At 61.7% G+C, this 25,747-nt stretch carries 19 protein-coding genes and 1 tRNA gene; 8 read left to right on the top strand and 12 right to left on the bottom strand.

The window, feature by feature from the left end; translation table 11 throughout:
* The 5 genes from VFL62_RS22750 to VFL62_RS22730 form a co-directional block, all read right to left on the bottom strand.
* A partial coding sequence (locus VFL62_RS22750; RefSeq protein WP_325174646.1) for a glycosyltransferase family 2 protein occupies positions 1-456 on the bottom strand: 456 nt, incomplete at its 3' end.
* A 132-nt stretch (positions 457-588) separates the two neighbouring features.
* Entirely contained in the window at positions 589-1,425 is an 837-nt protein-coding gene (locus tag VFL62_RS22745) for a phosphatase PAP2 family protein (protein WP_325174645.1), read from the bottom strand.
* Complete coding sequence (locus VFL62_RS22740; protein WP_325174644.1) at positions 1,426-3,168, bottom strand: glycosyltransferase family 39 protein; 1,743 nt, start codon at positions 3,166-3,168, stop codon at positions 1,426-1,428.
* A gap of 51 nt (positions 3,169-3,219) precedes the next feature.
* Positions 3,220-5,334 carry a penicillin-binding protein 1C gene (gene pbpC / locus VFL62_RS22735; RefSeq protein WP_325174643.1) on the bottom strand — a complete coding sequence of 705 codons (2,115 nt, stop codon included), beginning with the start codon at positions 5,332-5,334 and terminating at the stop codon, positions 3,220-3,222.
* Positions 5,331-10,547, bottom strand: coding sequence for an alpha-2-macroglobulin (locus tag VFL62_RS22730; RefSeq protein WP_325174642.1), 5,217 nt, complete (start codon positions 10,545-10,547; stop codon positions 5,331-5,333). The genes pbpC and VFL62_RS22730 overlap by 4 nt, the downstream gene beginning before the upstream one ends.
* 286 nt (positions 10,548-10,833) lie before the next feature.
* On the opposite strand from VFL62_RS22730, the gene VFL62_RS22725 reads away from it, so the two are divergent.
* Both VFL62_RS22725 and VFL62_RS22720 read left to right on the top strand, forming a co-directional pair.
* Positions 10,834-10,910: transfer RNA gene (locus VFL62_RS22725), tRNA-Arg, on the top strand.
* A 1,076-nt stretch (positions 10,911-11,986) separates the two neighbouring features.
* Positions 11,987-12,148 carry a hypothetical protein gene (locus VFL62_RS22720; RefSeq protein WP_325174641.1) on the top strand — a complete coding sequence of 54 codons (162 nt, stop codon included), beginning with the start codon at positions 11,987-11,989 and terminating at the stop codon, positions 12,146-12,148.
* 7 nt (positions 12,149-12,155) lie between these two features.
* On the opposite strand, the gene VFL62_RS22715 is transcribed toward VFL62_RS22720, so the two are convergent.
* Positions 12,156-12,467, bottom strand: coding sequence for a hypothetical protein (locus VFL62_RS22715; protein WP_325174640.1), 312 nt, complete (start codon positions 12,465-12,467; stop codon positions 12,156-12,158).
* Between the two features lie 134 nt (positions 12,468-12,601).
* Complete coding sequence (locus VFL62_RS22710) at positions 12,602-12,841, bottom strand: pentapeptide MXKDX repeat protein (protein ID WP_325174639.1); 240 nt, start codon at positions 12,839-12,841, stop codon at positions 12,602-12,604.
* Between the two features lie 340 nt (positions 12,842-13,181).
* Between VFL62_RS22710 and dctP the strand changes: the two genes are divergently transcribed.
* Genes dctP through VFL62_RS22695 form a run of 3 tightly spaced genes read left to right on the top strand, consistent with a single transcriptional unit; the run spans position 13,182 to position 16,110 of the window.
* On the top strand, positions 13,182-14,204 hold the full coding sequence (gene dctP, locus VFL62_RS22705; protein ID WP_325174638.1) for a TRAP transporter substrate-binding protein DctP: 1,023 nt from the start codon (positions 13,182-13,184) through the stop codon (positions 14,202-14,204).
* Positions 14,201-14,755, top strand: a complete 555-nt coding sequence (locus VFL62_RS22700) for a TRAP transporter small permease (protein WP_325174637.1) — start codon at positions 14,201-14,203, stop codon at positions 14,753-14,755. The genes dctP and VFL62_RS22700 overlap by 4 nt, the downstream gene beginning before the upstream one ends.
* Entirely contained in the window at positions 14,752-16,110 is a 1,359-nt protein-coding gene (locus VFL62_RS22695) for a TRAP transporter large permease (RefSeq protein WP_325174636.1), read from the top strand. The genes VFL62_RS22700 and VFL62_RS22695 overlap by 4 nt, the downstream gene beginning before the upstream one ends.
* 43 nt (positions 16,111-16,153) lie before the next feature.
* Here VFL62_RS22695 and VFL62_RS22690 read toward each other — a convergent pair whose 3' ends face one another.
* The 4 genes from VFL62_RS22690 to VFL62_RS22675 form a co-directional block, all read right to left on the bottom strand.
* Positions 16,154-17,065: a hydroxymethylglutaryl-CoA lyase gene (locus tag VFL62_RS22690; protein WP_325174635.1), complete on the bottom strand. Its 912-nt coding sequence runs from the start codon at positions 17,063-17,065 to the stop codon at positions 16,154-16,156.
* A 61-nt stretch (positions 17,066-17,126) separates the two neighbouring features.
* Positions 17,127-19,127: an acetyl/propionyl/methylcrotonyl-CoA carboxylase subunit alpha gene (locus VFL62_RS22685; RefSeq protein WP_325174634.1), complete on the bottom strand. Its 2,001-nt coding sequence runs from the start codon at positions 19,125-19,127 to the stop codon at positions 17,127-17,129.
* Positions 19,128-19,129: 2 nt separating this feature from the next.
* Positions 19,130-20,734, bottom strand: coding sequence for a carboxyl transferase domain-containing protein (locus tag VFL62_RS22680; RefSeq protein WP_325174633.1), 1,605 nt, complete (start codon positions 20,732-20,734; stop codon positions 19,130-19,132).
* 220 nt (positions 20,735-20,954) lie between these two features.
* Positions 20,955-21,260, bottom strand: a complete 306-nt coding sequence (locus VFL62_RS22675) for an ETC complex I subunit (protein ID WP_325174632.1) — start codon at positions 21,258-21,260, stop codon at positions 20,955-20,957.
* A gap of 337 nt (positions 21,261-21,597) precedes the next feature.
* Here VFL62_RS22675 and VFL62_RS22670 point away from each other — a divergent pair, with 337 nt between their 5' ends.
* On the top strand, positions 21,598-22,746 hold the full coding sequence (locus VFL62_RS22670; RefSeq protein ID WP_414644818.1) for an OpgC domain-containing protein: 1,149 nt from the start codon (positions 21,598-21,600) through the stop codon (positions 22,744-22,746).
* Between the two features lie 19 nt (positions 22,747-22,765).
* Here the strand turns inward: VFL62_RS22670 and VFL62_RS22665 are convergent, their stop codons facing one another.
* Entirely contained in the window at positions 22,766-23,608 is an 843-nt protein-coding gene (locus VFL62_RS22665) for a VOC family protein (protein ID WP_325174631.1), read from the bottom strand.
* 357 nt (positions 23,609-23,965) lie between these two features.
* On the opposite strand from VFL62_RS22665, the gene VFL62_RS22660 reads away from it, so the two are divergent.
* Both VFL62_RS22660 and VFL62_RS22655 read left to right on the top strand, forming a co-directional pair.
* Positions 23,966-24,355 carry a hypothetical protein gene (locus VFL62_RS22660; RefSeq protein WP_325174630.1) on the top strand — a complete coding sequence of 130 codons (390 nt, stop codon included), beginning with the start codon at positions 23,966-23,968 and terminating at the stop codon, positions 24,353-24,355.
* A gap of 244 nt (positions 24,356-24,599) precedes the next feature.
* A partial coding sequence (locus VFL62_RS22655; protein ID WP_325174629.1) for a TOMM precursor leader peptide-binding protein occupies positions 24,600-25,747 on the top strand: 1,148 nt, incomplete at its 3' end.

The following is a 25,747-nucleotide window of genomic DNA, read 5'->3' as shown; positions in this document are numbered from 1 at the left end:
TGCGTTACGCACTTTATTGGCGATGCGCGATTGAAACTTCTTAAAGCCCGTATCCTTGCGGCCAACTCTTTGGCCGGCGGCGAGCCCGGTGCGTTCGCCGCCCTGCTCGATGGCCGAAACCAGCGCGGGCAGAAACGCGGGATTGTTCTGGCCATCGCCATCCAGCGTCGCGATGATCGCTCCGCGGGCCACGCGCACGCCGCTGCGTACGGCAGCCGACTGCCCCGTCGACACCGAATGCCGGATCTGACGCAGATTGGGGCGGCTCTTCATCACCGAGGCGAGCCGCTCGCCGGTGGCGTCCGTCGAGCCATCATTGACGTAGATGATCTCGTAATTCCAACGCCCATCGAGCGCAGCGGCAATTTCGGCGACCACAGGCTCAATATTTTCGGCCTCGTTACGCACGGGAACGACGATCGAGACGGTGATGGCGGCTGTATCGGAAGAAGACAAATCTCACCCGTTGGTGCTGGCGTCCGATTGCGAGGTTCGTAACACTTTTTGGGGCTGCGTTTCGAACGTCGGAATCGAATGGACGCCAGCTAATCTGTTGCTCTCGTGTGGCGGGCTAGCCCGGTTCGCTTCTTATGGGGCCGATGTCCCGGCGGCAACCCCCTTGAGGGGCTGATCGGCGACGGGCGAAATAGCGCCGCTTGCGCTCACGGTAAAACCGAGTTCGCGCACGGCGAACCAATATCGCACGAACATGGCCCCGATGACCCCAATCGTCGCCCCCGCCACCACGTCGCTGGGATGATGGGCCAGCAGCACCAGGCGGGTAAACGCAATGGCGAGCGCATAGGCGATCATCAAGCCTCGCAGGCGGGGCCACAGCGCGGCCACGGCAAAGGCCAGTGCAAAAGCGGTGATCGCGTGGGCTGACGGGAGGCTGGCATGGGCTTCGTTGCCCGCAAACGGGACGAAATTAAAGGGATTTGCCTGTCCGCCGACGAACGGCCGGCCCCGGCCCACGATCCATTTCAGCAATTCACCGAAAGCAAGTGGCACGGATAGTGCGAGCAACAGAAATTGCAGGCGCAGGCCGATTGCAAGCAGTCTTTGCCGCGCCCTGCCGCGCGCGGCGGTCGCTGTCAGTGTCACACCGATCAACAGAACGAGCACCAGCAGCAGCACATAGGTATCCTTGCCGAAATCCGTCAAAATGCGGAGCGGCCAAAGGCTCGCGGTGCCCCGCGGCGGCATCAACGCGATCTCCGGCGCGTCGAACCAGATCATTAGCACGCCAACCGATAGTGCAGCCGTGACGAAGATCAGGAGCGTTTGCCGTACGAGTTTTCGTGAAGCCTCGGCGCGATGGGGTTGCGAGGATGAACTCGCCAGCTGCCTGGCCCACGCCGACACGATGATCGACAGGCGCGCGAAGTAACCGACCGATCGTTCGGTGCCGGATTGAACAGACATCTATTCCGTTCCTTCGGAGCGGAAGATCGCGATCGAAATCGCACGCCCCTGCGAGATATTGTAACCCTCGATCCGAGAGGCGACGTCATAGCGCAGGCCGATCGCTTCGGCGCGCTGGGCAAAATTGCGTTCTGCGCGCTGCTCGATTAACGCAAAGCGGCAACTGCCATGCGCCAGAAAGTCCGCTGCGCCCGATCCATCGGTCAGGAGCGTCGACGTGCCCGTCATGAAGACCAGACTGGGTTCGTGAAAGCCGGCCGCCGCCGCCTTGGGACCGACACAGACGACATTGCGCAACGCCCGTGCCACCTCTGCGCTGGGAAATAGCGGCGTCAGCGCCGGCACGATCACGCCGTAAATGGCGAATGCCAGAAACAGGGCCGCGACCACCGCATTCATGAGCGAGCGCTCGGCCCTGTTGTCGTCGTAGAGCCACCACGCGAACAACCCGAAAATCAAAGCCGCCGCCACGAACGGCCATGCGAGAAACACCGGCTGACGCGTCACGCTCACCGCCCCAATCACGGCAGCCAGCGAGGCGAGCGCCGGAATGATGAACCACCAGGCCGTTCCGCTCCTCAGCCATGAGCGCGACAGCACGCGGCGCTCGAGCGCTCCCACGGTCAAGATCGCGATCGCCGGATAAAGCGGCAGCACGTAGTGCGGCAGCTTGGTCAAAACCGCTTCAAACACGATCCAGGACGGCACCAACCAGGCGAGAAGGAACTGCGCCCCCGGCTCTCGCCTCGCCCGCCAGACCGCCGGCGCGGCCATCGCCGCCAGCGGCGCACCCGGCCAGAAGGTGAGCCAGAACAGCAAGACATAGACACCGGGCGGCGCGCCGTGGGATTCCTGCGCCGCCAACTTGCTCAGCATGTCGCCGCCAATGGAGTCGGCAAAGAAGGCATCGCCCGCGCGCCAGAAGATCGCGATAAACCACGGCAGGACGAGGACCAGGAGCCACATCAGCCCCCACACCGGCCGAAGCCGCCAGAGCCATGCAAGCGACCGGTCGAAGAACGCCAGCATCGCGATCGTCAAGGCGACGAACATCAGGATCAACGGGCCCTTGATCAGGATTCCACCCGCGAGCGCGGTCCAGAATATCGCCGGCCACGACCAGGGCGGATGAGGATCGTCTTCGCCCCGTTGCCAGGACATATAGACCCGCGCCATGGCGCCCATGGCGGCCACGACCGTCAACAGCAGCATCGCATCGGTCTTGGCGAGCCGTGCTTCGACGCCAAGCAACACCGAGCTTCCCATGATCAGCGCCGCAAGAATGGCGCCGCGCCGCGTGATGAAGGCAAGCGCCGTCCAATAGGTCAGGAGCATGGCGCCGAATGCACCGATCAGCGACGGTACGCGATAGACCCATATGCGCACCTGCGCTCGGGGCAGGCCGAGGGCGGCGGCGGTCTCCACGACAGCCGCTTGCATCCAGTAGATGCCGACCGGCTTCTTGTAGCGGACGTCATCCTGGAAACGTATGTCGACGAAATCTCCGGTCTCGACCATTTGCTTGGTCGCCTGGGCAAATCGCGCCTCGTCACGGTCGATCGGCGGGATGCTGAAGAAGCCGGGCAGAAACAACAGAAAGCCGCAGAGCACCAGAAATGCGACGGCACGGACATGGCTCGCGGCGACAAAATCCAGGAGATCAGCCAGACGGCTGCCCCGATCGGCCTTCTTTTGAGGTTCGCGCGGCTGTCCAAACCGGGGGCGGGCATAGGTCTCACTCATCGGTTCCGCATACGCCGAAAACGACGGCCCGACAACCGCTTAGCGAAATGCCTACTGAATTCTGATGATAACTGTGTCCGCCGCGCCCTTGGCGTCGATAACTGTCAATCTGGCGAAGCCCGGTCCCGGTGAATCGATCAGGCGCTGCCTGCGGCTATCGAGTTCCCCGACCGCGACGCCGTTGACGAGCATGGTGATCGGAAGCACGCCACCTGCCACTTTTACCGGCATGGAAGCAGACGACGTTCCGTCTCCGGAGACATCGATGCGCGACCCGTTGAGCGGGAACTGAATGTGCGGTGTCCGTTCGCCGTCATTGCGGACCAGTTCGCCCAGTGGCCGATAACGTCGCAGCGGGACCGGCAACTTCGCGTTACTGGCCATCAGGGTTCCCTTGGGGGCCTTCGGCAAGGCGGCCGGCAATTTACCGGTCCGGGCAAAGGCATCGAACAGAATAGGCGCGGCAGCGGTGCGGCCGGCGATGCCCTGGACCGGCGCGCCGTCGGGCCGGCCGACCCAGACACCGATGGTGATCCGTCCGTCAAAACCGACCGACCACGCGTCGCGGTAGCCGTAACTGGTTCCGGTCTTGAACGCGATCCGGTTGTGGATGCCGTTCTCGGGCGGCGGGGTCCCGAGCAGGACGTTGCCGACCTGCCAGGCGGCGACCTGATCCAACAGTCGCTGCGGCTCCCTGGCCTCGCTCCGCTCGCTCCGGATTTCGAGCAGCGGCCGCGTATCGCCAAGCCGCGCCAGCCCTGAATATAGCTGCACGAGATCCTGCAGCGTGATGCCGACCCCACCGAGGCCCATTGCGAGCCCCGGCGTCTCGTCCTTTGGCAATTCCAGACGCGCTCCCGCCTGCCTGAGCCGTGAAGACAGGCGGCTGGCGCCCACCCGATCAAGCAATGCGACCGCCGGCACGTTGAGCGACATTTGCAGCGCCTTGCGCACCGGCACCGTTCCCTGGAACGTCATGTCGAAATTTTCCGGTGCGTAAGAGCCGAAGCGGATCGGTCGATCGTCGATCAGGCTTTCGGGATGAACAAAGCCATCTTCAAATGCCAAACCATAGATGAACGGCTTTAACGTCGATCCCGGCGAGCGTACCGCACGCGTCATATCAACCTGACCCGCTCTTCGGTCCTCGAAATAATCCGGCGAGCCGACGTGGGCAAGCACCTCGCCGCTCGCATTATCGACCGCAAGAATGGCAACGGAAATGTTTGGTCCCAGGGCGGCCGCACGGTCGCGCGCCAGCATTTCAAGCGCCTGCTGCAACGATGCATCGAGCGTCAGCGCGATCACCGGCGTATTCTTCATCAAAGCCATTGATTGATCGGCGGAGTGCGGCGCCAGGATCGGCATCGGCTTGCGTACGGCTGGCACCGGCACCGTCTTCGCGGCTGTGGCGTCGTCATTGGCGATCACGCCGTCTTCGACCATGCGATCGAGCACGCGGTCACGCGCGGCAAGCGCCACATTCGGATAGCGATCGAGCCTGCGGTTCTCCGGCGATTGCGGTAATGCCACCAGAAGTGCCGCCTCCGACAGCGAGAGGCGTTTCGGCTCTTTGCCGAAATAAGCGATCGAAGCGGCGCGAATGCCCTCGAGATTGCCGCCATACGGCGCCATCGCCAGATAGAGGTCGAGGATCTGATCCTTATTCAATCGGCGCTCGATCTCGATGGCGCGAACGATCTGCCTGAGCTTTGCGGAAATCGAACGCTGCCGCCGCGGCTCCATCAGGCGGGCCAACTGCATGGTGATGGTCGAGCCGCCAGACACGATGTGACCGCTCGTCACCAATTGAAGGGCCGCGCGTCCCAGCGCCAAAAGATCAACGCCACCGTGAGAATAAAACCGGCGGTCCTCATAGGCGAGCAGCAGTTTGAGATAGGTGGGATCGATGTCGCGCTCAGCATGCACCGGCAATCGCCATCGGCCATCGGCCATCGCGTAGGCCCGCAACAGCTTGCCGTGGCGGTCAACAACTGTGGTCGAGACTTCGCGGGCCACGGCAAGCGGCAACGGACCGAGCGAAACCACCCAAGCCGCAACCATCACCGTCAGCGTCAGGCTGACCGCGGCAAATATCGTCAGCCCTGTTCGCCCGGACGGGCGAATGGGACTGATGGTGTTCGTCTGGCCGATCCCCGCACTCATTTGGCCGGACGAACCTCAACCGATCCCGTGCCGGTACGGCCATAGCGAGAGGGATTGTACATGTCCTCGACATAGGCTTGCGGCAGCACATACTTGCCCGGCGAAACCGCGCGTACCACATAGGCCACCGTGAAGATCGATTTGTCGTCCGCGGCACGATCGATCGCCGCGGTAAAGCGATCGTCGCGGAATTCGGTATTTACCGGCTCCTCGCCGTCCTCGATCCAGGACAGCGTACCGGTGTCGCCGGATGAGACCAGATGCGGATTGTCGATCTCAAAGCCGGCGGGAAGATAGTCCGAGACCATGATATGGCCGAACTCCGGTTTGGCTTCGGTGATCTTGAGAACAACGGCGAAGCGATCGTTCTGCTTGACCTTCGTCACATCGGCCGGTTTGCCGTCGAGCGTGAAGTAACTCCGCTCGATCTTGAATCCATTGGCAGCCGCCGGCTCCGGCGTAACCGGCGAGCCACCGACGGAGACCACGGTCTGGATCGGCGCATCGCCCGTGTTGGTGATCTTGATCGGCTTGCCTGCGATCTCGGCCGCCTTGTAGCTGCGATAGAGCGCGGTCTTAACCGGCGCGCCGTCCACGTCGAGCACGATGGTCTCGTTGGCAAGCGCCCGCGACGCCAGCACCAGCCAGGCGTTTTCCTGCGTCGAAGTATAAGGTGAGAGCCCACGAGCAGCTTCGACGCGCGAGACAGCCTGAATGAGCGTCGCCTTCGGCGCATTGCCTTCGCCGGCCAACGACACCAGCGCCGCCGCATCGCGCAGCGCACTGCCGTAATCGACCCGGCCGAATTGAAGCGCGGGCTTTGGCGCGAGGCTGTCAGCGGCGGCCGAATAGACCCGCTCCGCGCGTCCCTTGTCGCCGACAAGCGCGAGCGCTGCCGCGAGTTGCGCTTTGGCGATCGGGGTCGCGACATTGTTGAGCTTGGTATCGGCGAGATAACGCAGGTCGCCGATCGGCGCCGTGCCGTTGCGGGCGAGCACATAGAGCCCGTACGCCAGGTTCTTCCCGCCGTCTTTTTCCGGTTCCTCGGCATTCACGACGGAATTGCGAATGCGATCGAGCGCGCTGCGGAACAGCACGTCCGGCACGGCAAAGCCTTTTTCGCGCGCCCGCGTCAGGAAGTCGGTCACATAGGCATCGAGCCAGGCATCATCGCCACCCGCCGACCACAGGCCGAACGAGCCGTTCGAGCCTTGTCGGGCCAGCAGGCGGTCGATGGCATCGCGGATGCGCTGGTCGACTGCGGTATCCATCGCCAGATGAGCGCCGGCAGCGAGATCGTTGACATAAAGCAGCGGCATCGCCCGGCTCGTAATCTGTTCCGAACAGCCGTGCGGATAGCGGTCGAGCGCTTTCAGGATGGTTGCCGCATCAAGCGCGCTGGAGAGGCTTGCGGAGACGGAGACCGTGCCGGTGCCATCAACGAGGTCCGAGAACATGTCCGGCGTCAGCGTCAGGCTCTCGCCCTTCGCCAAAGTGCGGACCGAGCGCCGCGTCAGCACCTGCGTCGCCGGCTTCACGTCCAGCGCATAGTGCCGCGCCAGCGTCAGGCTGTTCGGGCCCTTGATATCGACATCGATCGCGGCCGAACCCGCGCCGCCGGCATCCAGTGCCAGCGACATCGAGGTCCGCTGCTTTGCCGCAAGCTTTGCCAGCATGGTCGGGCCGCCGCTGACCTTCACCGGTCCAGACGTCTTGACACTGATGGAATAATCACCTGCAACGCCCTCGACATTGTCGAGATCAAAACTCATGGTGCCGTGATCGCCGTTGAGCAGGAAGCGCGGCAGTGTCGCCGTGAGCACGACCGGGTCGCGCACGGTGACATCGACCGTGGCACGGCCGAGCTTGGTTGCCGTCCACGCCACCGCCATCACGCGCGCGGTGCCGGCAAATTCCGGAATGTCGAAGCTGATTTCGGCGGTGCCGTCGGCGGCGACGGTCACAATGCCCGAATAAAGTGCGAGCGGCTTCTGGGTCGGCGGACTGCCCTGCAGTTCAGCGCCTGCACCGTCACCGCCGGTCTTGAGCTGACCGCGCGTGCCTTGCATCCCGTCGATCAACTGGCCGTAGAGATCGCGGATTTCGGCCGTGAGACGGCGCTGGCCGAGATAATAGTCGTCAGGTGCCGGCGGCTTGTAGTTGGTCAGATTGAGAATGCCGACATCGACCGCAGCAACCACCACCTTGGCATCCTCGCCTGGATTGAGACCGGTCAATTTCACCGGCAGCTTCAGCGCGGAGTTCGGACGCACCAGCGCCGGCGGCGCGAGGTTGACCGCAAGCGTGCGTGCTTGCTTGTCGATACCGAACCATTTGAGGCCCATGGCGCGTCCGGGCATGCGAAGCGCAGCCGCATCGAGCGGACGGCGCAGCGTCGCCACCACGTAGGCGCCGGTGCCCCAATCCTTTCCGACGGGAATCCTGACCTGGGCGGTGCCTTCCTTGACGTCGCTGGTCTGCGTCGTCAGCAGACGGTCGCCGAGCACGTTGATGGTCAGCTTGCCGGCCGTACGCGCATTGACCGACACCACCATGGTGTCACCGGATTGATATTCCGGCTTGTCGATCGAGGTCTCCAGCAGGTCCGGCGTATCGGCGCTGCCATCGGAATACCAACCGACATCGAACTGCACGGAGGTCAGCGGGCCGTCCGCGTCGGAGGATTTGACGTCAAGGCGATAGCGGCCCGGCTCGGGCGACAGTGTAATACGGGCGGGTTTGTCGGCCGCGACCGTCAGATCGCCATCCGCAACGCGTTTGGTCGATTTGACCGGCTCAAACTGCCAGGATGAGTCCTGACGATACCATTGATAGCGAGACTCGATCTTCAACAGCTCGTAACGAAGCCCCTCCCGCGCCAACGATTTGCCATCCGGCGAGACGAACACGACATCGAAGGCAGCCTTGTCGCCCTCGGCCACGTTCTTGTCGCCGAACAACGGTTTCACGCCGATCATGGCAGCGGTCGGCATCACCGGCAGCACGATCTTCCGCTCCACGGCACGGCCACCCGCTTCCGCCATGCGGATAAAGATTTGCGCTTCCTGCGGCTGCGTCGACGTCGGCGGTTTTGCGATACTCACCGGGAAGCTCGCCATGCCATTGGCATCGGATTCCGGGAGATTTTCGATCGGTGTCCGTTCGTTGCTGGCGTTTTCCTCATCCGCTACGCCGAACTGATAGCCCGGAAAGCCGGCTCGCTCGTCGGCCGTGGCGACCAGCATGTCGCCTTCGATCTGAAGGTCGGAAGCCGGCGCACCATAGAGGAAATGACCGGTCACTTTCAGCTCGACCGGCGCGTCGACCTTGATCTGCTTGTCCTTGCTCGTGACGTCGAAATCGATGCGCTCGGGAATATAGTCCTCGACCATGAAGGTCGTCTCACCCACCGAATTGGCCTTTGGATCGGTAAAGGCGCGTACGCGCCAGGTCCCGGTCGGAACCGCGGAATTGAGCGGCAGCGTCAGCGTCCGTCCGCCGGCTCCCTGATCAGGTAACACTGCGCGGCGGAATTCGACCCCATCCGGCCGCTCGACGACGAGCGTGAGCGGACCGCCAACGATCGCGTTGCCAAGAGGGTCACGCAATAACGCGGTGAGATACACGGTTTCGTTGGAACGGTAGACGCCGCGCTCGGCATAGACGAAGGCGTCGGCGCCAACTGGGGCTGCCCTGCCCGACACACCGCGGTCCGACAGATCGAACGCGTTGGATTTCAGGCTGAGGAACGCATAGTCGGCTTTATCGGTGCTGACCGTCAGCATTGCCGGTGAAAGTCCACCCTCGCCGCGGGCCAAACCCGCTTCGAATACAGCATGACCGGAATCGTCAGTCTTGCGGGTGGCCAGAATTTCGTTGTTGCGCGCCACGAGATGGACTTCGGCCTTGGCAACCGCGTCAGTGGAGGCGAGCGAATTGACGAACACATGAATGCCGTCATTGCCCGAAAATGCGGTCAGGCCGAGGTCGGAGACGATGAACCACTGCGTCGCCAGTCCGCCATCGTCGTCGCTGCCCGGTCCCTTGGCGGCCGCTGTCATGACGTAGACACCGGGCTGCAGAGTGCCGAGCGCCTCGTCGACCGGGAAAGCCGTCGTGACATCCTGATTGAGCGTCATGGCGGTTGCAAGTTCGCCGGACCAAACCTTGACGCCACGCTCGTCGCCGAGGCTCGTCAATTCGTAGCGGCTCAAAGCGCGCTGAAAATCGCCGTCAACCACGCTGTTGATCAGGTTTCGATCGCCGATCCGAAACACGTTGATCGAGACGGCAGGCGTATTGACGCTGACCAGGGGAATGCCACGCTGGCCGGTCCGCGGCAAAACGTAAGCACGCCCGGTGAAGCGCACGAACGGTTTGCGGTCGCGCACATAGATGTTGAATTCGGCCGATTTCGGCAGGCCTTCTTTCACGGTAGAGGGCAAGCCGGCACGCAGATTGATGTTATAGCGTTCGCCGTGTTTCAGTCCGTCGACGCAGAGCTGCTTGCCGTCCGAGGCCAGCGCCGGCTTGTCGTTGCCGGCGAGCGCAACGAACGGCGCAAAGTCGGTGCGTTTGGCGAGATCTTCGGAGAACTGGAAGCAGGCGCGCGGCGAGGCAGAATCGGAATCGATCGTGTAGTCGAGCAGCCGGAAGCCGTGCTCGTCCCGCATCTTTTCATATTGACCGCGCACCTCCGCGACCTCGCGCAAGTCGAGCGACAGACGTAGGCTATCCAGCGCTGGCCGCCACAGTTTGCGCTCCGACAGCGCCCGGCCGAGAACGGCGAGCGCATCGGCTTCATCGCCGGGGTTGGCTGCGCGCTGGTAGCCGATGTAGGCAGCCGTCGAAGCGCGCTCGAGCAGGAAGGTCTGCTCGCTGGAATTCGCCGGGCGCATCTGGAAGATGGTACGGGCCAATCGGACCCAGTTGCCGCTGTCAGCGGGCGCCGTCGCCGCGATTTGACCGAGGATTTGCAGGCCCGTCCGATAGTCGTTGCGCTTGAAGGCGGCATCCGCGTCGGCTTTCAGCGCCGCTGCCGATTTGTTGATGGCGCCCGCCTCGGTCTTGATTTGGGCCTCGAGCTTGATCGCGGAGTCGGCGAGATCGTCACGCTTGAACGCCTTGTCGGCAGCAAGCGCCGGCGGAAGCGCCGAAATCAGGCCAAACGACAGCGCGGCGCAAAAAATTGCAGCCCGAACCAAACCGATCATGATGGAGCTCCCGGCGCGGCCAATAGGCCGCCGATGACTAGGAAGTACGTGAAAACGTGACGGACTCGTGGCGGAGGCGCTGACGGGGAAAAAAGTCGCATGCGACATTTGTCGAACGCCCAAGAATCCCTTGATTCGCCGCCGAGTCGGGGGACGCAGGCCGACGGCCGGTCGGCCTCATGCCGACCCGCTCAGGCCTTTGTCGCAACCGCTTCGAAATCGGTTCGGGTATAGCGTCGTTCGAATGCAGATTTTTTACATTCGATGGTATAAGCCGGGCCCAAGCGGTCCCATAGCTCAACTGGATAGAGTAGCGGATTTCTACTCCGCGGGTTGCAGGTTCGAATCCTGCTGGGACCGCCAGTGTGCCTGGCGCCCTCTCCGCCGGTACCGCCGGCGATTCTGAACGTTCGACAACAACCACTTCGTTCCAGCCAAAATCTGACAATCCGGTCTGGTGTTCGGGCCGGCCGAGCACAATTGTAGGGCGTCAGCGTGACGCGCCTTGCATCGCCGCCAACGCTGATGAGTTCGCCCCGCTTGCGTATCCGCTAGAACCCAAACAGGGAGTAAGCGCTATGGCGGAAAGAGGTCGCGCAAAACATCCGGCGTCCGCAAAGGATCGTCTGACAGCCTTCGCGGAAGAAGCGCGCGCCAAGGCTTCGCAGCTTCGCCCCGGGCACGAAAGAGACGATCTGCTGAAAAAGGCCCGGCAGGCAGATACCGCCGCCTGTCTGGACGAATGGGTCAATTCGCCTGGATTGCGGCCGCCCGAGTAAGACCGGTCGTTAGGGCCAACTGGAATTCAGGATTCAAGGCAAAAGGAGGTTCGGATGCCAAAGCCGATTGCAATTGCGTTCTGGTCGATGGTTGCTGCCTGCGTATTTTCGTTCGGCATGGCGGCGTTTGTCGCTCACATCGCGACATAGGACATCAGGGGTCGCCCCCGCATCTGGTGGTTACATCGAGCCCCGTGATGTTCCCGAAAACGGCCCCAGTGCTCCCCGCTCTGGGGCCTTTCCTTTTCTGGAAAGCAGGAAACCGATCGCAGGACGGACCGTTAATCGAGATACAGATTGGCACCGAGGGCGACTACCATGGACCAGATCTTTCTTTGCGTGATGTGTTCGGCCCTGGTCGTCCTCGTGACCGCATTTGCCTTGGCGACCCCAAGTATCAAGTCGCCGCGGCCTCAGGCTGAGCAAGCCCTGCTGGTCCATTTGCTGCAGCAACCTCATTGTCCCCCCTCAGAGGGTCGCTGTTCCTAGGAATTGTCCTTTGATCCGCGTCGCGGCCGCGTCATGCCGCGCCGTTTTTGGCCGCCTTGGCGACAGCGGAAACAAGCCGGGAAATAGCCGCCGGGCTGCCACGAACTTGCCCCGCGACTCGGTGATCCCCTTGGGGGCTGGCCCTGGGGAGGATCACAGCGTGAGCGTTCTATGTACAAAGCGTCGAAACGTTACCTCGCTGCAAGCGTCAGCGCCCTGGCTCTTGCAACCCTGTTGATGCTGGTCGTGATCACCGCCTGGAGCGTCGCACCAGAGGTTGTGGCCGACACGTCAGGGATCAAGCTGGAGTTGAAAAAGTCGCTGCCGCCTTAAAGCCGGGCTAACGCGTTCGCGGCGGTCGGCCTTTCGACAAGCCGGACGTGGCCTGGTGCGGGCCGTTCGCATCGCGCTGCCCATACTGATATGTCACGCGCTCCTCAGGCGCAGGCTTGCGCAGCAACGAGTCCTTGAATGCGGTGTCGCGCTGCATGGCATCCTGTGCCGATGCGGTTGAGATCAGCGCCAGTGCCGGCAGCAGGACGGCCGCGAGAAACTGCGGAGCGAGAGGCACGCGCACGGGTCTAAGATCCCCCTTTCCAAGATATAGTTGAAGCAATTCGAGCCAGGTCGAGCGGACGGTGCCCAGGGTCATGAGTGCTTACCAAGCCTGGCAATGATTCCCAGGGTTTCACCGGACGGTGCGCGGGTGCAATGCGGCGAGGCTTCACGCGCAAAAGGCCCGCCCGTTCAGGGGCGGGCCTGCCGACGCGGCAAAGGAGCCGAAAACTACTTCGACATGCTGTCTTTCTTCATCATGCCGTCGTCTTTCTTCATGCCGTCCTTTGACATGGTGTCCTTCTTCATCATGCCGTCGTCCTTTTTCATGCTGTCCTTGGACATCGTGTCCTTCTTCATCCCGTCATCCTTCTTCATCGCGTCTTGAGCGAAGGCGACAGGGGTCAGCGCCAAGCTGAGCGACAGCGCCGCTGCAGAAATTCCAAGCGCGATACGGGTGTTGATGGTCATTGTGGGATTCCTTCTTGGAGGACCGGGAAACGTTAATGGCGGCTTTGGCCGTCCCTTTAACGACGCTCCCGCGACGGCCCGCGTTACGCCGCATTGAAAAAAGTTTTGCCCTGTGACAGGCATTCCCTTCCGGAAGACAGCCAGAGCTAGCTAAAATTTGAAATAGGTGGATGGCCCCAGCAATTTTGCCACAGTTTGCGGCGCACCAATATGCGCGCCAGCTCGTCTCATACTTTTCGATAGGATTCGCCGGGGAACGGACGGGCTAGAATGCCCTACGCCCAAACTCCGTCCGAAAGCTTCCTAGAAATCGCCCAGCATCGCCCCAGGGAGGGTTAACATGTACACGCGTCGCCACATCCTTGCATCCACGCTTGCAGCACCAGCCATTCTGCGTTTCGGGCTCGGTACGGCCCAGGCCGCCACCACTTTGAAGATTTCCCACCAGTTTCCGGGCGGGTCGATCGACACCGGCGATTTCCGCGACCGGCTCTGCCGGATTTTTGCGGCCGAACTGGCCAAGCGGACCGGTGGCGAAATCAGCGCCGAAGTCTACCCGAACTCCTCGCTGATCAAGACCAACGCGCAGTTTTCGGCCATGCGCAAAGGCGCCCTCGACATCAGCCTCTACCCTCTGCCCTACGCCGGCGGCGAACTGCCGGAGACCAATATCGCCCTGATGCCGGGCCTGGTCTCGACCTATGACCAGGGCATGAACTGGAAGAAGAGCGCGGTCGGCAAGGCGTTGTCGGATTTCCTGGCCGATAAGGGCATCATCATCTTGAGCTGGGTCTGGCAGGCCGGCGGGGTCGCAAGCCGGTCCCGTCCCATCGTGGCGCCCGAAGACGCCAAGGGCCTGAAAGTTCGCGGCGGCTCGCGCGAAATGGATATGGTGCTTCAGACCGCGGGTGCGGCCGTGCTGTCGGTCCCCTCGAACGAACTTTATGCCGCGATGCAGACCGGTGCCTGCGATGCCGGCATCACCTCCTCCACCAGCCTGATTTCGTTCCGGCTCGAAGAGGTCGCCAAATCGCTGACCTCGGGCGCGAAGGCCTCATACTGGTTCATGCTGGAGCCGCTTCTGATGTCGAAGTCGATCTTCGACGGCCTGCCGAAAAACCATCAGGACACCATTCTGGCGCTCGGTCAGGAGATGGAAGTCTTCGGCCGTAAGGGCGCACAGGCAGACGATGCGGAAGTGGCGAAGGTTTACGCCAAGGCCGGCGCCAAAGTCGCCGAACTCGACGCCGCCACGGTCAACAAATGGCGCGACATCGCCCGCGACACCGCCTGGAAGGATTACGGCGCCAAAACCGCGACCGCCGCCAAGTTGCTCAAACTCGCATCCGACGTCTCGGCATGATGCACGGTCCGCTCCCGGATCGAACCAATGCGACCGACGCCGCGAACAGCCCTGTGCTGATCGCGGCGCTCGCCTACGTGCTCGCCTGGCTCAACCGCATCATCCTCGTTCTCGCCGCCATCGCGCTGATCGCGGCCTGCGCCGTCCTCAGCTACAGCGTGCTCGGTCGGGCGCTGTTTCAGTCCCCGAACTACTGGCAGGACGAAGCCGCCGTGTTCCTGCTGGTGGGCGCCACCTTCATGACGTCGGCCTGGGTCCAGCAGCAGCGCGGTCACATCGGCATCGAAGCCTTTGTCGGGCTGTTGTCGCCGTTCGCCAACAGTGTGCGGCTATGGTTGGTCGACGTCGCTAGCTTTGCCTTCTGCGCGTTCTTTTGCTGGAAGTCATGGACGCTGACATATGAAGCCTGGGACGACGGCCAGGTTTCGAACTCGATGTGGTCACCACCGCTGGACATTCCCTACGGTCTGATGGCGCTCGGCATGACGCTGCTGTGCGTTCAGATCTTTCTGCAGATCATTACTCCGCTTGGCAGGGCTTTGCGCCGATGACAGTTTTTGGAATCGGCATCTCCTATGGTCTGGCGACCCTGCTCGCGATGTTTTCCGGCATGCCGATCGTCTTTGCGCTCGGTGCCGTCGCCGTCGTGTTTATGGGCATTTACATGCCGGCGGCCTCGCTCGATACCGTTACGCAGAATGTCTACGAGGAAATGGCCTCGATCACGCTGCTGTCGATCCCGTTGTTCATCCTCAAGGGCGCTGCCATCGGCAAGTCCCGCGCCGGTCAGGACCTCTACTCCGCACTACATGCCTGGCTGCATCGCGTGCCCGGCGGCCTCGGCGTCGCCAACGTGTTCGCCTGCGCGCTGTTCGCGGCCATGGCCGGCTCCTCGCCCGCGACGTGTTCGGCAATTGGTTCGGCCGGCATTCCCGAGATGCGCAAGCGCGGCTATTCCGGCGGCTTTGCCGCCGGCATCATCGCCGCTGGCGGCACGCTCGGCATCCTGCTGCCGCCTTCGATCACCATGATCCTGTTTGCGGTCGCTGCCGAAAAATCGCTAGGGCGGCTGTTTCTCGCCGGCATCGGACCCGGCCTGCTGCTGGTGAGCCTGTTCGGTGTCTATGCCGTGATGCGCTTCCGCAAGGAATACGCGGCCGCAAGCCTCGCCTACAGCAAGAGCGGCGTCGAATCGGCGATCCTGGTCCATGACGAATTCACCATGGCCGAGCGCTTCAGCGCCCTGCCGCGGGTACTGCCGTTCGTGCTGCTGCTGACCGGCGTGATGATCGCGCTTTACGGCGGCTATGCGACGCCGTCCGAAACCGCCGGCCTTGGCGGGCTGCTGGCGCTGCTCCTGATCGCGGTAATCTACAGCGTGTGGCGGCCTTCCGATCTCGCGCCGATCCTGAGCTCAACGATCCGCGAATCCACCATGCTGATGATGATCATCGGCATGTCGCTGCTGTATTCCTACGTGATGAGCTATCTGCACATCTCGCAGTCGGCGGCGGAATCAATAGTCGCGATGCACCTGCCGCGCTGGGAGTTGCTCGCGGCGATCCTTGTGATGGTCGTCGTGCTCGGCTTCTTCCTGCCGCCGGTGTCGATCATCCTGATGACGGCGCCCATCATCTTGCCACCGCTGCGCGCCGCCAATTTCGACATCATCTGGTTCGGCGTCATCATGACCATCGTGATGGAGATGGGGCTCATCCACCCGCCGGTCGGCTTGAATATTTTCGTCATCCGCAACGTCGCGCCGGACATTCCATTGCGCGACGTCATTTTCGGCACCCTGCCGTTCGTGCTCTTGATGATGTTGGCAGTCCTGGTCCTGTGCTTCGTGCCGGAAATCTCGACCTGGCTGCCCAATCTCGTGATGGGTCCGGACGGAAGCAGGTAAGCGAATGGTGAGTGGCGAATAGCGAATGCAAAGTCTCTATTCACTACTCGCTATTCGCCCTTCTTTTTGCATTCAGCGCGGCCACGACCCGGCTGACCGGCGGCCGCCCAAGCAGCCTGCTGATCTCGTTGGTCGCCTCAGCGAGCTTCGCCATGTCGACGCCGGTCGCAATCCCCATGCCCTCCAGCATATAGACGACATCCTCGGTCGCGACGTTGCCGGTGGCACCCGGCGCGTAAGGACATCCACCGAGACCGCCGGCCGCGGAATCAATCACGCGAGCACCCTCCTCCATTCCCGCATAGAGATTGGCAAGCGCCTGGCCGTAAGTGTCGTGGAAATGCATCGCAAGATGCGCCATCGGCACGTGGCCTGCGACGGCGCGCAGCAATTCGCGCGCTTTTGCCGGCGTGCCGACGCCGATGGTATCGCCGAGCGAGACCTCGTAGCAGCCGAGATCCCATAGGACTTTGGCGACGTCGATCACCGCCTGCGGCTTGACCTCCCCGTCGAAGGGGCAGCCGAGCACACAGGAAATATAGCCGCGCACCTTGATGCCGTCCGACCTGGCCCGCATCACCACCGGTTTGAACCGCTCGATGGACTCGGCAACCGAGCAATTGATGTTGGCGCGGGAAAAACCTTCCGAGGCTGAGCCGAACACTGCAATGACCTTCGCGCCGGCGGCGCGTGCGGCCTCGTACCCTTTTTCGTTGGGCACCAGCACGTGGAACTCGCCGTCCGTGCGGGCACTGAACCGACGCAACACCTCGTCCGAGCCGATCATCTGCGGAATGGCTTTCGGAGAGACAAAGGCCCCGATCTCGACGGTGTGCAGCCCGGCCCTCAGCAGCGCTTCGATAAACGCGATGCGCGCTTCGACGCTAACCGGTGTCTTCTCGTTCTGAAGCCCATCGCGCGGGCCGACTTCGACAATGCGAACCTGATCGCTCATGGGCTGCTCATCCGCGAGTACAGTGGATTTGAGATTCGCGACCCACGAGGGGACGCAAATATCAGGCCGGTTCGATCTCTGCGAGCTCAACGCCCTCGCCGACGATATCGCCGACCTTGCATTTGATCGCTTTCAAAACGCCGGCAAACGGAGCCCGCAAGGTCTGCTCCATCTTCATGACTTCCAGCGTCAGGATCGGCGCCCCCTTCTCGAGCTTGGCTCCGACCTCAGCCAGCAGCGCAACCACCGTACCAGGCAGCGGCGCCGCGATCCGATCTTCGCCAACGTGCTCCTCGTCCTCGCCACCGAACGGATCGACCCAATGCAGGTCGAAGCGGCCGTTGCGCGTCCGGACATAGAGCTCGTGGCCTTCGACGATGACCACGACATGGGATTTGATCCCGCCCATCGTCAAATCAAGCCCTCGGATGGCGCCGGAAGCCGCAGCAAATCCGATCTCCCGCCCGCCAATCACAAGGGTCGCGGGTCCCCTGCCGTAATGCAGCGCGATTTTATGCACAGCCTCGTGACCGTACCGGAACGTAAACACGCGCTGACGCCGACCAACCGGCATCCAGCCCGCTGTTCCCCAAGGCGAGGTTGCGACGTCGTCGGCAGCCTTGGCTTCCTCAAGAAGGATCGCCGCCACAGCGGCGGCAAGTTCAAGATCGCCTGGTGCCTTCGCGGCAGCGGTAAGGTGGTTCAGTTCACGCTCGATAAAACCGGTATCGATCGCGTTGTCACGAACGGCTGGATGGCTGACCAATGCAGTCAGAAACGGGATATTGGTGACGACGCCGCGAACGTCGGATTCCGACAGGGCGTGCGCAAGCCGGTCGATCGCGACATCGCGCGTCGGCGCCCAGGCGATCACCTTGGCGAGCATGGCATCGTAGTGCGGCGAAACGGTATCGCCCTCGCGATATCCGGCATCGACCCGAAGGGCTGCGGATGGGGCCGCCAGGTTCCAGTTTCGGATCGTGCCCACTGATGGCATAAAATTCTTGTCGGGATTTTCAGCGTAAACCCGCGCCTCGATAGCATGGCCTCGCAGCGTGATCTGCTCCTGTGTCATCGGCAGCTTCTCGCCCGCGGCTACCCGCAACTGCCATTCCACCAGGTCGATCCGCGTGATCAATTCCGTCACGGGATGTTCGACTTGCAGGCGCGTGTTCATCTCGATGAAGAACACGTCCTTGCCATCGGAGACAAATTCGATCGTGCCGGCGCCGACGTAACCGACAGCCCCGGCGGCTTTCCTCGCTGCCGCACAGACGGCATCGCGCTGCGCGGCATTCAGTGTCGGCGATGGCGCCTCCTCGATCACTTTCTGGTGGCGGCGCTGCAACGTGCATTCGCGCTCAAACAGCGACAACAGATTGCCGTGGCTGTCACCGATCACCTGCACCTCGATATGGCGCGGATTTTGGACCAGCTTTTCGATCAGGACACGATCATCGCCGAAAGCTGCCTTGGCCTCGCGCTTGGCGCTTTCGATCGAAGCGGAGAGTTCATCGGTCTTGCGCACAATGCGCATGCCACGGCCGCCGCCACCGGCGGAAGCCTTGACCAGAACCGGAAAGCCGATCTGTGCCGCCGCCTTTGCCAGCGTCGCATCGTCCTGAGCTTCGCCGTGATAGCCGGGCACCAGTGGCACGCCGGCCTTTTCCATCAGAAGCTTGGAACCGGATTTCGAGCCCATCGCCTCCATCATCTCGGCGGTCGGACCGACAAAAATCAGTCCAGCCTTTAGGCAGGCCCGAGCGAAATCCGCATTCTCCGACAAAAAGCCGTAGCCGGGATGGATGGCCTCGGCCCCGCTCTGGCGTGCCGCCTCGATCACACGTTCGGCGTTGAGATAACTGTCGCGCGCCCGCGCCGGTCCAAGCAGCACGGCTTCATCCGCCATTGCGACATGCAACGCATGACGGTCGGCCTCCGAATACACCGCAACGGTACGCAAGCCCATCGCGCGCGCCGTGCGGATCACGCGAACGGCGATCTCGCCGCGGTTGGCGATCAAGAGGGTATGAAATCGCCGGTAGTGCTTTGACCGGTCCATCGTCACATCCTGAACACGCCGAACTTCATCGGCTCGATCGGCGCATTGGACGCGGCCGAAAGCCCTAGCCCCAGCACCAGTCTTGTATCAGCCGGGTCGATCACGCCGTCATCCCATAAGCGGGCGGTCGCATAGTACGGACTACCCTGCTTCTCATACTGCGCACGGATCGGCGCCTGAAACTTCTCCTCTTCCTCGGCTGACCAGCTCTCGCCCTTGGCCTCGATATTGTCGCGCCGGACCTGGCTTAGAACCATCGCCGCCTGTTCGCCGCCCATCACCGAGATCCGCGCATTCGGCCACATCCAGAGGAAACGCGGAGAATACGCGCGGCCGCACATGCCGTAATTGCCTGCGCCGTAGGAGCCACCGATGACAACGGTAAACTTGGGAACACTGGCCGTCGCGACCGCCGTCACCAGCTTGGCGCCGTCACGCGCGATGCCGCCGGCTTCATATTTCTTGCCGACCATGAAGCCGGTGATGTTTTGCAGGAATACCAGCGGAATGTTGCGCTGGCAGCACAGCTCGATGAAGTGCGCTCCTTTGAGCGAACTCTCGCTGAACAGGATGCCGTTATTGGCGATGATGCCGACCGGATAGCCCCAGATATGCGCGAAGCCGCAGACCAGCGTTTGACCATAAAGCTTTTTGAACTCGTCGAACTCCGACCCGTCGACCAGCCGTGCAATGATGTCGTGGACATCGAACGGCTTGCGTCCATCGGCTGACACCACGCCGTAGATTTCCTGCGCCGCAAAAAGCGGCTCGCGCGGTTCGCGCATGTTCAGATGGGCGCGGGCCGGCTGTTTTAGCGTGGCGACGATCCGCCGCGCGATCCCGATCGCGTGTGCATCGTTTTGCGCATAGTGATCGGTGACACCCGAGTGGCGCGAATGAACGTCGGCGCCGCCGAGTTCTTCCGCCGTAACGACCTCCCCGGTGGCGGCCTTCACAAGCGGCGGCCCGCCAAGGAAAATCGTGCCCTGGTTGCGCACGATGATGCTCTCATCCGACATCGCCGGAACATAGGCCCCGCCTGCCGTGCAGGAGCCCATCACAATGGCGATCTGCGGAATGCCGAGCGCCGACATCTGCGCCTGGTTGTAGAAAATGCGGCCGAAATGCCGCTCGTCGGGAAAGATCTCGTCCTGCTGCGGCAAAAATGCGCCGCCGGAATCGACCATGTAGACACAGGGAAGATTGTTCTGCCGGGCGACGTCCTGGGCCCGTAGATGCTTCTTCACCGTCATCGGATAGTAGGTGCCGCCCTTGATGGTCGCATCGTTGGCGACCACCACGCATTCACGTCCCGAAATTCGCCCTACGCCCGTGACGATGCTGGCCGAGTGCACGTCACCGCCATAGAGATCGTGGGCCGCGAGCGGCGACAACTCGAGAAAGGCCGTGCCGGGGTCGATCAAGAGATCGACACGCTCGCGCGCCAACATCTTGCCGCGCGCGGTATGGCGCTTGCGCGAAGCTTCGCCGCCGCCGCCGGCTGCCTGATTGAGCTTGTCGCGGAGTTCGGCGACCAGCGTTCGCATCACCTCGGCATTGCGCGCAAAATCGGAAGAGGCCGGATCGATACTGGAATGGAGCGGCATGGGTTCCTGTCGTTCGGCTGTGCCGCAGTCTACCCCGCGGGAGCGATCCATCGTGTCATCGCGCTCAAGCCTTGCGCAACCGGCAAAACGATCTATTCGGGTCTCTGGAAAGAAAGCTACGTAAGATCAATCGCTTGCGGCCTTGTCTTGATGCATTCTGGATACACTTGCAGTTGGAGCCCCTGCTCTCCAATCCGCTTTCGAAGCCGGTCTTTGGCCTCTAATGCGTCCAGGGTTCGCCGCGGCGAAAGGCAAAATTGTCGGCGTAAGCCACCTGGCGATGCGCCGGCTCTTTCGGCTCGAACACCTGGTAAGCGATCCCCTCGCGCTCGCAATAAGCTATCGCCTCTTCCTTGGTCTCAAAGCGCAGCGAGAGCTGCTGTTTCATGTCGCCCGAGCTGGTCCAGCCCATCAGAGGTTCGACGAAACGCGGCTGCTCGGGCTCATAATCGAGCTGCCAATCTTTGGTCTTGGCCTTGCCGGATTGCATCGCGTTTTTGGCGGGCTTAAAAATGCGGGCGGTCATTGACGGTCGGACCCTTTCGCGAAGTAGATAGGGGCATCAAAGCAGCCGGAATCCCTGATTCTCCGGCCGTGGATGTAACAATTTCCGGAATGGTATATTCATTATGTCGTCCGGTGACAATCTTGCCCGACTATAGATTGCCGACCCGATGTCCCGATTCCGAACTCCGCAACGTGCCGCCCCTGATTCAGGACTTCGAAAAGGACAATCGAAACCTTGTTGAACTAGTGTGTCTGGATTCGAAAGTCCGCGTGGTGGACCCGCAACAATGATGTGGACTTCTGAATCGCTGCCCTAGCCGCCTGCCCAGCAACGGATGCATCGAAAAATTGCGCCCATGAAAATCAACGCCACCCTGCCGGAAAAAGGACGCGACCTTCGGCTCGATCTGTTCCGCGGAGTCGCCAACTGGGCGATCTTTCTGGATCACATTCCGGACAATGTCGTGAACTGGATAACGACGCGGAACTATGGCTTCAGCGACGCCGCCGATCTTTTTGTGTTCATTTCGGGTTACACAGCGTCCTTTGTCTATGCTCGCATGATGCTCGAGCGTGGTTTTATCGTCGGCGCCACACGGCTGACCAAGCGGGTCTGGCAGCTCTACGTCGCCCATATCATTCTGTTCGTCATCTACATCGCCGCGATCAGTTACCTGGCGCTGCGCTTTGGCGATTCCGAGATCATCAACGAGTTTAACGTGGCCGGCCTTGTCGATCAGGCGACCGAAACGCTGCGCCAGGGTTTGATCCTCAAGTTCAAACCTGTGAATCTGGATGTGCTGCCGCTCTACATCGTCCTGATGGGATTCTTTCCGCCGGTTCTCTGGATGATGCTGAGGCAGCCCAACCTGACGATGATCGCCTCGATCGTGCTGTGGCTTGCCGCTCGCCATTTCGGCTGGAATTTTCAGGCCTATCCCGCCGGCACCTGGTACTTCAATCCATATTGCTGGCAGGTACTTTTCGTATTCGGCTCGTGGTGCGCCCTCGGCGGGACCAGGACCGAACAAGCGCGCTGGGTAATTAACTCCAGCGTCGCCCTCTATCTATGCATCGCCTATCTGGCGTTTGCGCTGGTGATGACAATGGCCGGAAAGTTTCCGGACTTCGGCGCGGTTTTCCCCGACTGGCTCTATTCCGCCTTTAACCCGAACGACAAGACCAATCTCGCGCCCTACCGCTTCGTGCATTTCATCGTCATCGTTTTACTCGTGGTCCGCTTCCTGCCCAAGGATTGGCATGGCCTTGAGTGGAAGGTATTCGATCCCTTGATCGTGTGCGGCCAGCAGTCGCTCGCAGTGTTCTGCGTCGGCGTCTTCCTGTCCTTTGTCGGGCATTTCGAACTGATGATGAGTTCGGGTTCGTTCTTCGCGCAGCTTTTTGTCAGCGTGACCGGCATCGCAATCATGACGGTGGTCGCCTATTACATCTCATGGTCGAAACGACAGGATAAGCCGGTCAAGACGGCGCCAAAGCCGGCTTAAGGGCAAGACGTCCGCCTCGTCATTTTTTCTTTGGTGCGACCAATTGGCCGCGCGAAGAAAATCCTTGCCATTCCGTCGTCCAGCCGATCTGCGGCTTTTGCGTTCGCTTGCCCTGAAGCGCAAACGTCGCGCCTTGGGGATCGCTGCAATAAGCGATCCTCATCCCTCCCGGTAACTCTGTATCGTTGTATCCGGCCCGGCCGCCAGCCGCACCCACGCGCTCGACTGCGGCATCGATGTCCTCGACGTTGATGTAGAAAAGCCAGAACGGTGGCGATGGGTCGCTGTTCTTAAGTGCACCGGCGACGACATGTCCGCCCGCCAAGAAGGTCAGATAGGTGTTGGTAAAACGATCCTCGGTATCGTCCGGCTCCCAGTTGAACAACTCGCGGTAGAACGTGCCTTCCTGCTGCAAATCAGTTGAGAAAAGCTCATTCCAGCCGAAACGGCCGGGCCTTGCTGAATCCGCCGGCCGCTGCACCGTGACCTGAGGCTGAGCAATCAGCGCAAATAACGCGCCGTGCGCGTCAGCCAAAACCGCAATTCGTCCGATATTGGCATCGGTCGGGGGCACGTAGAGCACACCGCCGAGGCGCTTGGTCTGGTCGGCCGCAGCGTTCACGTCGGAGACGCCGACATATCCCATCCATCTTGGCCGCGCGCCCACTTTCAGGCCCTCTGGGGGCAGCTCCAACAGACCCGCCGCGTCGCTGTCGCCCGCCTTGAACAGCGTGTAGGGCACCCGGGAAGTCGTCGAGGGCAGCGCCGTCCAGCCGACCACTTCGCCGTAGAATTTTGTGGCCGCCGCCATATCGGTGGTGAGCAGTTCGTACCAGGTGAAACATGCCGGATCGGTGCTCAAATCCGCGTCTCCTTCGCGCCTGCAAAAAACCAGGACCAGTTCAGCCGTACTGGCCCCTCCGCTTCGAAGCAAGATCCGGGAAGCTACGTCCGATAGTGGACATAACACAGCGGGGAGACGCTGATATTGCTGCGCACGCGGCCTTGAATTCCGCAAAACTGGAAGTGTTCTCCAACATCCTCAATGATGAACGAAACCTGAATAAGCTTCGGTTCAAGCGCGGTTCATCAATGTGAAATCTTCGTCAGAACACGGGCCCTGAGGCTCTCGTGAACCTGCGTCAGCTTGCGGGCGACCAACCCATGCAGTAAAGTTATTCTACTCGAACCGCTAGCGAGAAAATGGAGGATTCCAATAATGGCAACGAAGAAGCGTGTTAAAGCCGCTTTGCCCGCCTTGGGCGCAGCCGGCTTGAGCTTTTCGATGGTAGGCGGTGCGTCGGCGGCAGCAGTGCCGACCAACGACGTAGCGCAGTCCACGAACTATTCCCCCAATCAGCAAATCACCCTCGGCGAAGAAGAAATCGCCGATGTGAGCCTCGCCACGTTCTACGTGTTCGACAAGGAAAGCACGGCTGCGGCCAAGGACGGCAACATCCAACTCGCTCGCGGCTGCGGTTGCGGTCGTGGTTGTGGTCGTGGTTGTGGCGGCTGTCGTGGCTGCCGCGGTTGTCGCGGATGCGGCGGATGCGGTGGCTGTGGCGTCGGCTGGTGTCTCTCCTGGGGCGGTTGCCGGCCCTGGTGCTAACCGAGGTCATCTGCCTCGCGTGATCAATTCAAGAAATCATGGCCGGGTTCGACACCGTCGACCCGGCCTATTTATGTGTACTTCCAGCGATCGTCGTTGCGCTCGCATTCGTACGCAAATCACGATGACGCCGAATTCCCGCCCCGCTAAAACACGTCTCATGCCGGCTGGACCGAGGTACATTCCCGGTCCACCAGGAATACACCGTCGCCCGGCCTGGCAGACAAGCTCCGTGTGCTGATTCATGAAAGCTAAACGCAAGACCGCTTCCGCAAAAGCCAAGCGCAAGACCGCTCCCGCCAAATCCAAGGGCAAGAGCAAGACCGCGCCCGCGCGCCGCGCAGCGAAGGACGTCGCGCAGTTCGCGCCCAATTTCACGGTCTATGTACTACCACCCGATCAAGTCTGTCTTTATTCCGAGGACCGCAAATTCTTCTTGCATGGCGAGCTCTACTGCGAACTGGCAACGGCGATCGGCAAAGGCGGAAAGAGCCTGCAGCAGCTTGCCACAGAGTTTGGCAAGCGTTTTCCGCCGGAGAAAGTCGAGCAAGCGCTCAAGCGCCTGATCGAGCGCCACTACATTGTCGAGGCGTCTGCCACCTCAAACACGGTTCAGGCTGCGTATTGGGCGAGCCTTGGTCTGCCGCCCGGCATGGCCGAACAAAATCTCGCCAACTGCCGCGTGCGGGTCGAAGCCATCGAGGTCGAGGGCGCCAAGGAATTCACAAAGGCTCTCGCCGATCTCGGAGTCCAAATCGTATCCGGTCGCGGCGCCGCCGACCTGACGATCACGCTCGCCAGCGACTATCTCGACGACCGGCTTGGCGCATTGAACAATCAACGATTCTCGGACGGGACCGTTTGGCTGTTGGCGCAGCCCTCTGGTGCGTTTCCACTCGTTGGGCCCGTTTTCAATCCTGGCAAAGGTCCATGCTGGACCTGCCTGTTTGACCGGATGATCCGAAACCGCGAGGTCAAAGGCTTCCTCGACCGTGTCCAGGCCCACGCTGTCTCATCTTCGCCGTTGAATCGTTATCCGCTGGGGCACGGCGCCATTCCATTTGCCGCGCTCGAAATTGCAAAGGCGATCGCCAGCGGCTTTCGCACCGACCTGAATAACCACATCATCAGCCACGATCTGCTGGGATCGACCACCGTCAGGCATTATGTCGCCCACCGTCCGCAGTGTCCGACCTGCGGCAGCAACGAGCTGCGCAATCCAAGTCGCAAACCCGTCCCGATCGAACTCGGCCCTGGACTCAAGCTGACGATGACGAGCGGCGGATTCCGTTCAGTGTCGCCGCGCGCGACGGTGGCGCGCTTTCGCAAGCACGTCAGTCCGCTGACCGGTGTCGTCAAAAAGCTGGAGCGGATCGAAGCCGACCTTCCCCT

This window comes from Bradyrhizobium sp., assembly GCF_035701725.1.
In the GTDB taxonomy this organism is placed as follows: Bacteria; Pseudomonadota; Alphaproteobacteria; order Rhizobiales; family Xanthobacteraceae; genus Bradyrhizobium.
This window is presented reverse-complemented; position numbering and strand designations above follow the sequence as displayed.

What these genes read in the sequence shown, in the direction of transcription:
- VFL62_RS22745 (WP_325174645.1), bottom strand. Translation starts at nt 1,425, where the DNA reads ATGTCTGTTCAATCCGGCACCGAACGATCGGTCGGTTACTTCGCGCGC.
- VFL62_RS22740 (WP_325174644.1), bottom strand. Translation starts at nt 3,168, where the DNA reads ATGAGTGAGACCTATGCCCGCCCCCGGTTTGGACAGCCGCGCGAACCT.
- pbpC (WP_325174643.1), bottom strand. Translation starts at nt 5,334, where the DNA reads ATGAGTGCGGGGATCGGCCAGACGAACACCATCAGTCCCATTCGCCCG.
- VFL62_RS22730 (WP_325174642.1), bottom strand. Translation starts at nt 10,547, where the DNA reads ATGATCGGTTTGGTTCGGGCTGCAATTTTTTGCGCCGCGCTGTCGTTT.
- VFL62_RS22720 (WP_325174641.1), top strand. Translation starts at nt 11,987, where the DNA reads ATGTACAAAGCGTCGAAACGTTACCTCGCTGCAAGCGTCAGCGCCCTG.
- VFL62_RS22715 (WP_325174640.1), bottom strand. Translation starts at nt 12,467, where the DNA reads ATGACCCTGGGCACCGTCCGCTCGACCTGGCTCGAATTGCTTCAACTA.
- VFL62_RS22710 (WP_325174639.1), bottom strand. Translation starts at nt 12,841, where the DNA reads ATGACCATCAACACCCGTATCGCGCTTGGAATTTCTGCAGCGGCGCTG.
- dctP (WP_325174638.1), top strand. Translation starts at nt 13,182, where the DNA reads ATGTACACGCGTCGCCACATCCTTGCATCCACGCTTGCAGCACCAGCC.
- VFL62_RS22700 (WP_325174637.1), top strand. Translation starts at nt 14,201, where the DNA reads ATGATGCACGGTCCGCTCCCGGATCGAACCAATGCGACCGACGCCGCG.
- VFL62_RS22695 (WP_325174636.1), top strand. Translation starts at nt 14,752, where the DNA reads ATGACAGTTTTTGGAATCGGCATCTCCTATGGTCTGGCGACCCTGCTC.
- VFL62_RS22690 (WP_325174635.1), bottom strand. Translation starts at nt 17,065, where the DNA reads ATGAGCGATCAGGTTCGCATTGTCGAAGTCGGCCCGCGCGATGGGCTT.
- VFL62_RS22685 (WP_325174634.1), bottom strand. Translation starts at nt 19,127, where the DNA reads ATGGACCGGTCAAAGCACTACCGGCGATTTCATACCCTCTTGATCGCC.
- VFL62_RS22680 (WP_325174633.1), bottom strand. Translation starts at nt 20,734, where the DNA reads ATGCCGCTCCATTCCAGTATCGATCCGGCCTCTTCCGATTTTGCGCGC.
- VFL62_RS22675 (WP_325174632.1), bottom strand. Translation starts at nt 21,260, where the DNA reads ATGACCGCCCGCATTTTTAAGCCCGCCAAAAACGCGATGCAATCCGGC.
- VFL62_RS22670 (WP_414644818.1), top strand. Translation starts at nt 21,598, where the DNA reads ATGAAAATCAACGCCACCCTGCCGGAAAAAGGACGCGACCTTCGGCTC.
- VFL62_RS22660 (WP_325174630.1), top strand. Translation starts at nt 23,966, where the DNA reads ATGGCAACGAAGAAGCGTGTTAAAGCCGCTTTGCCCGCCTTGGGCGCA.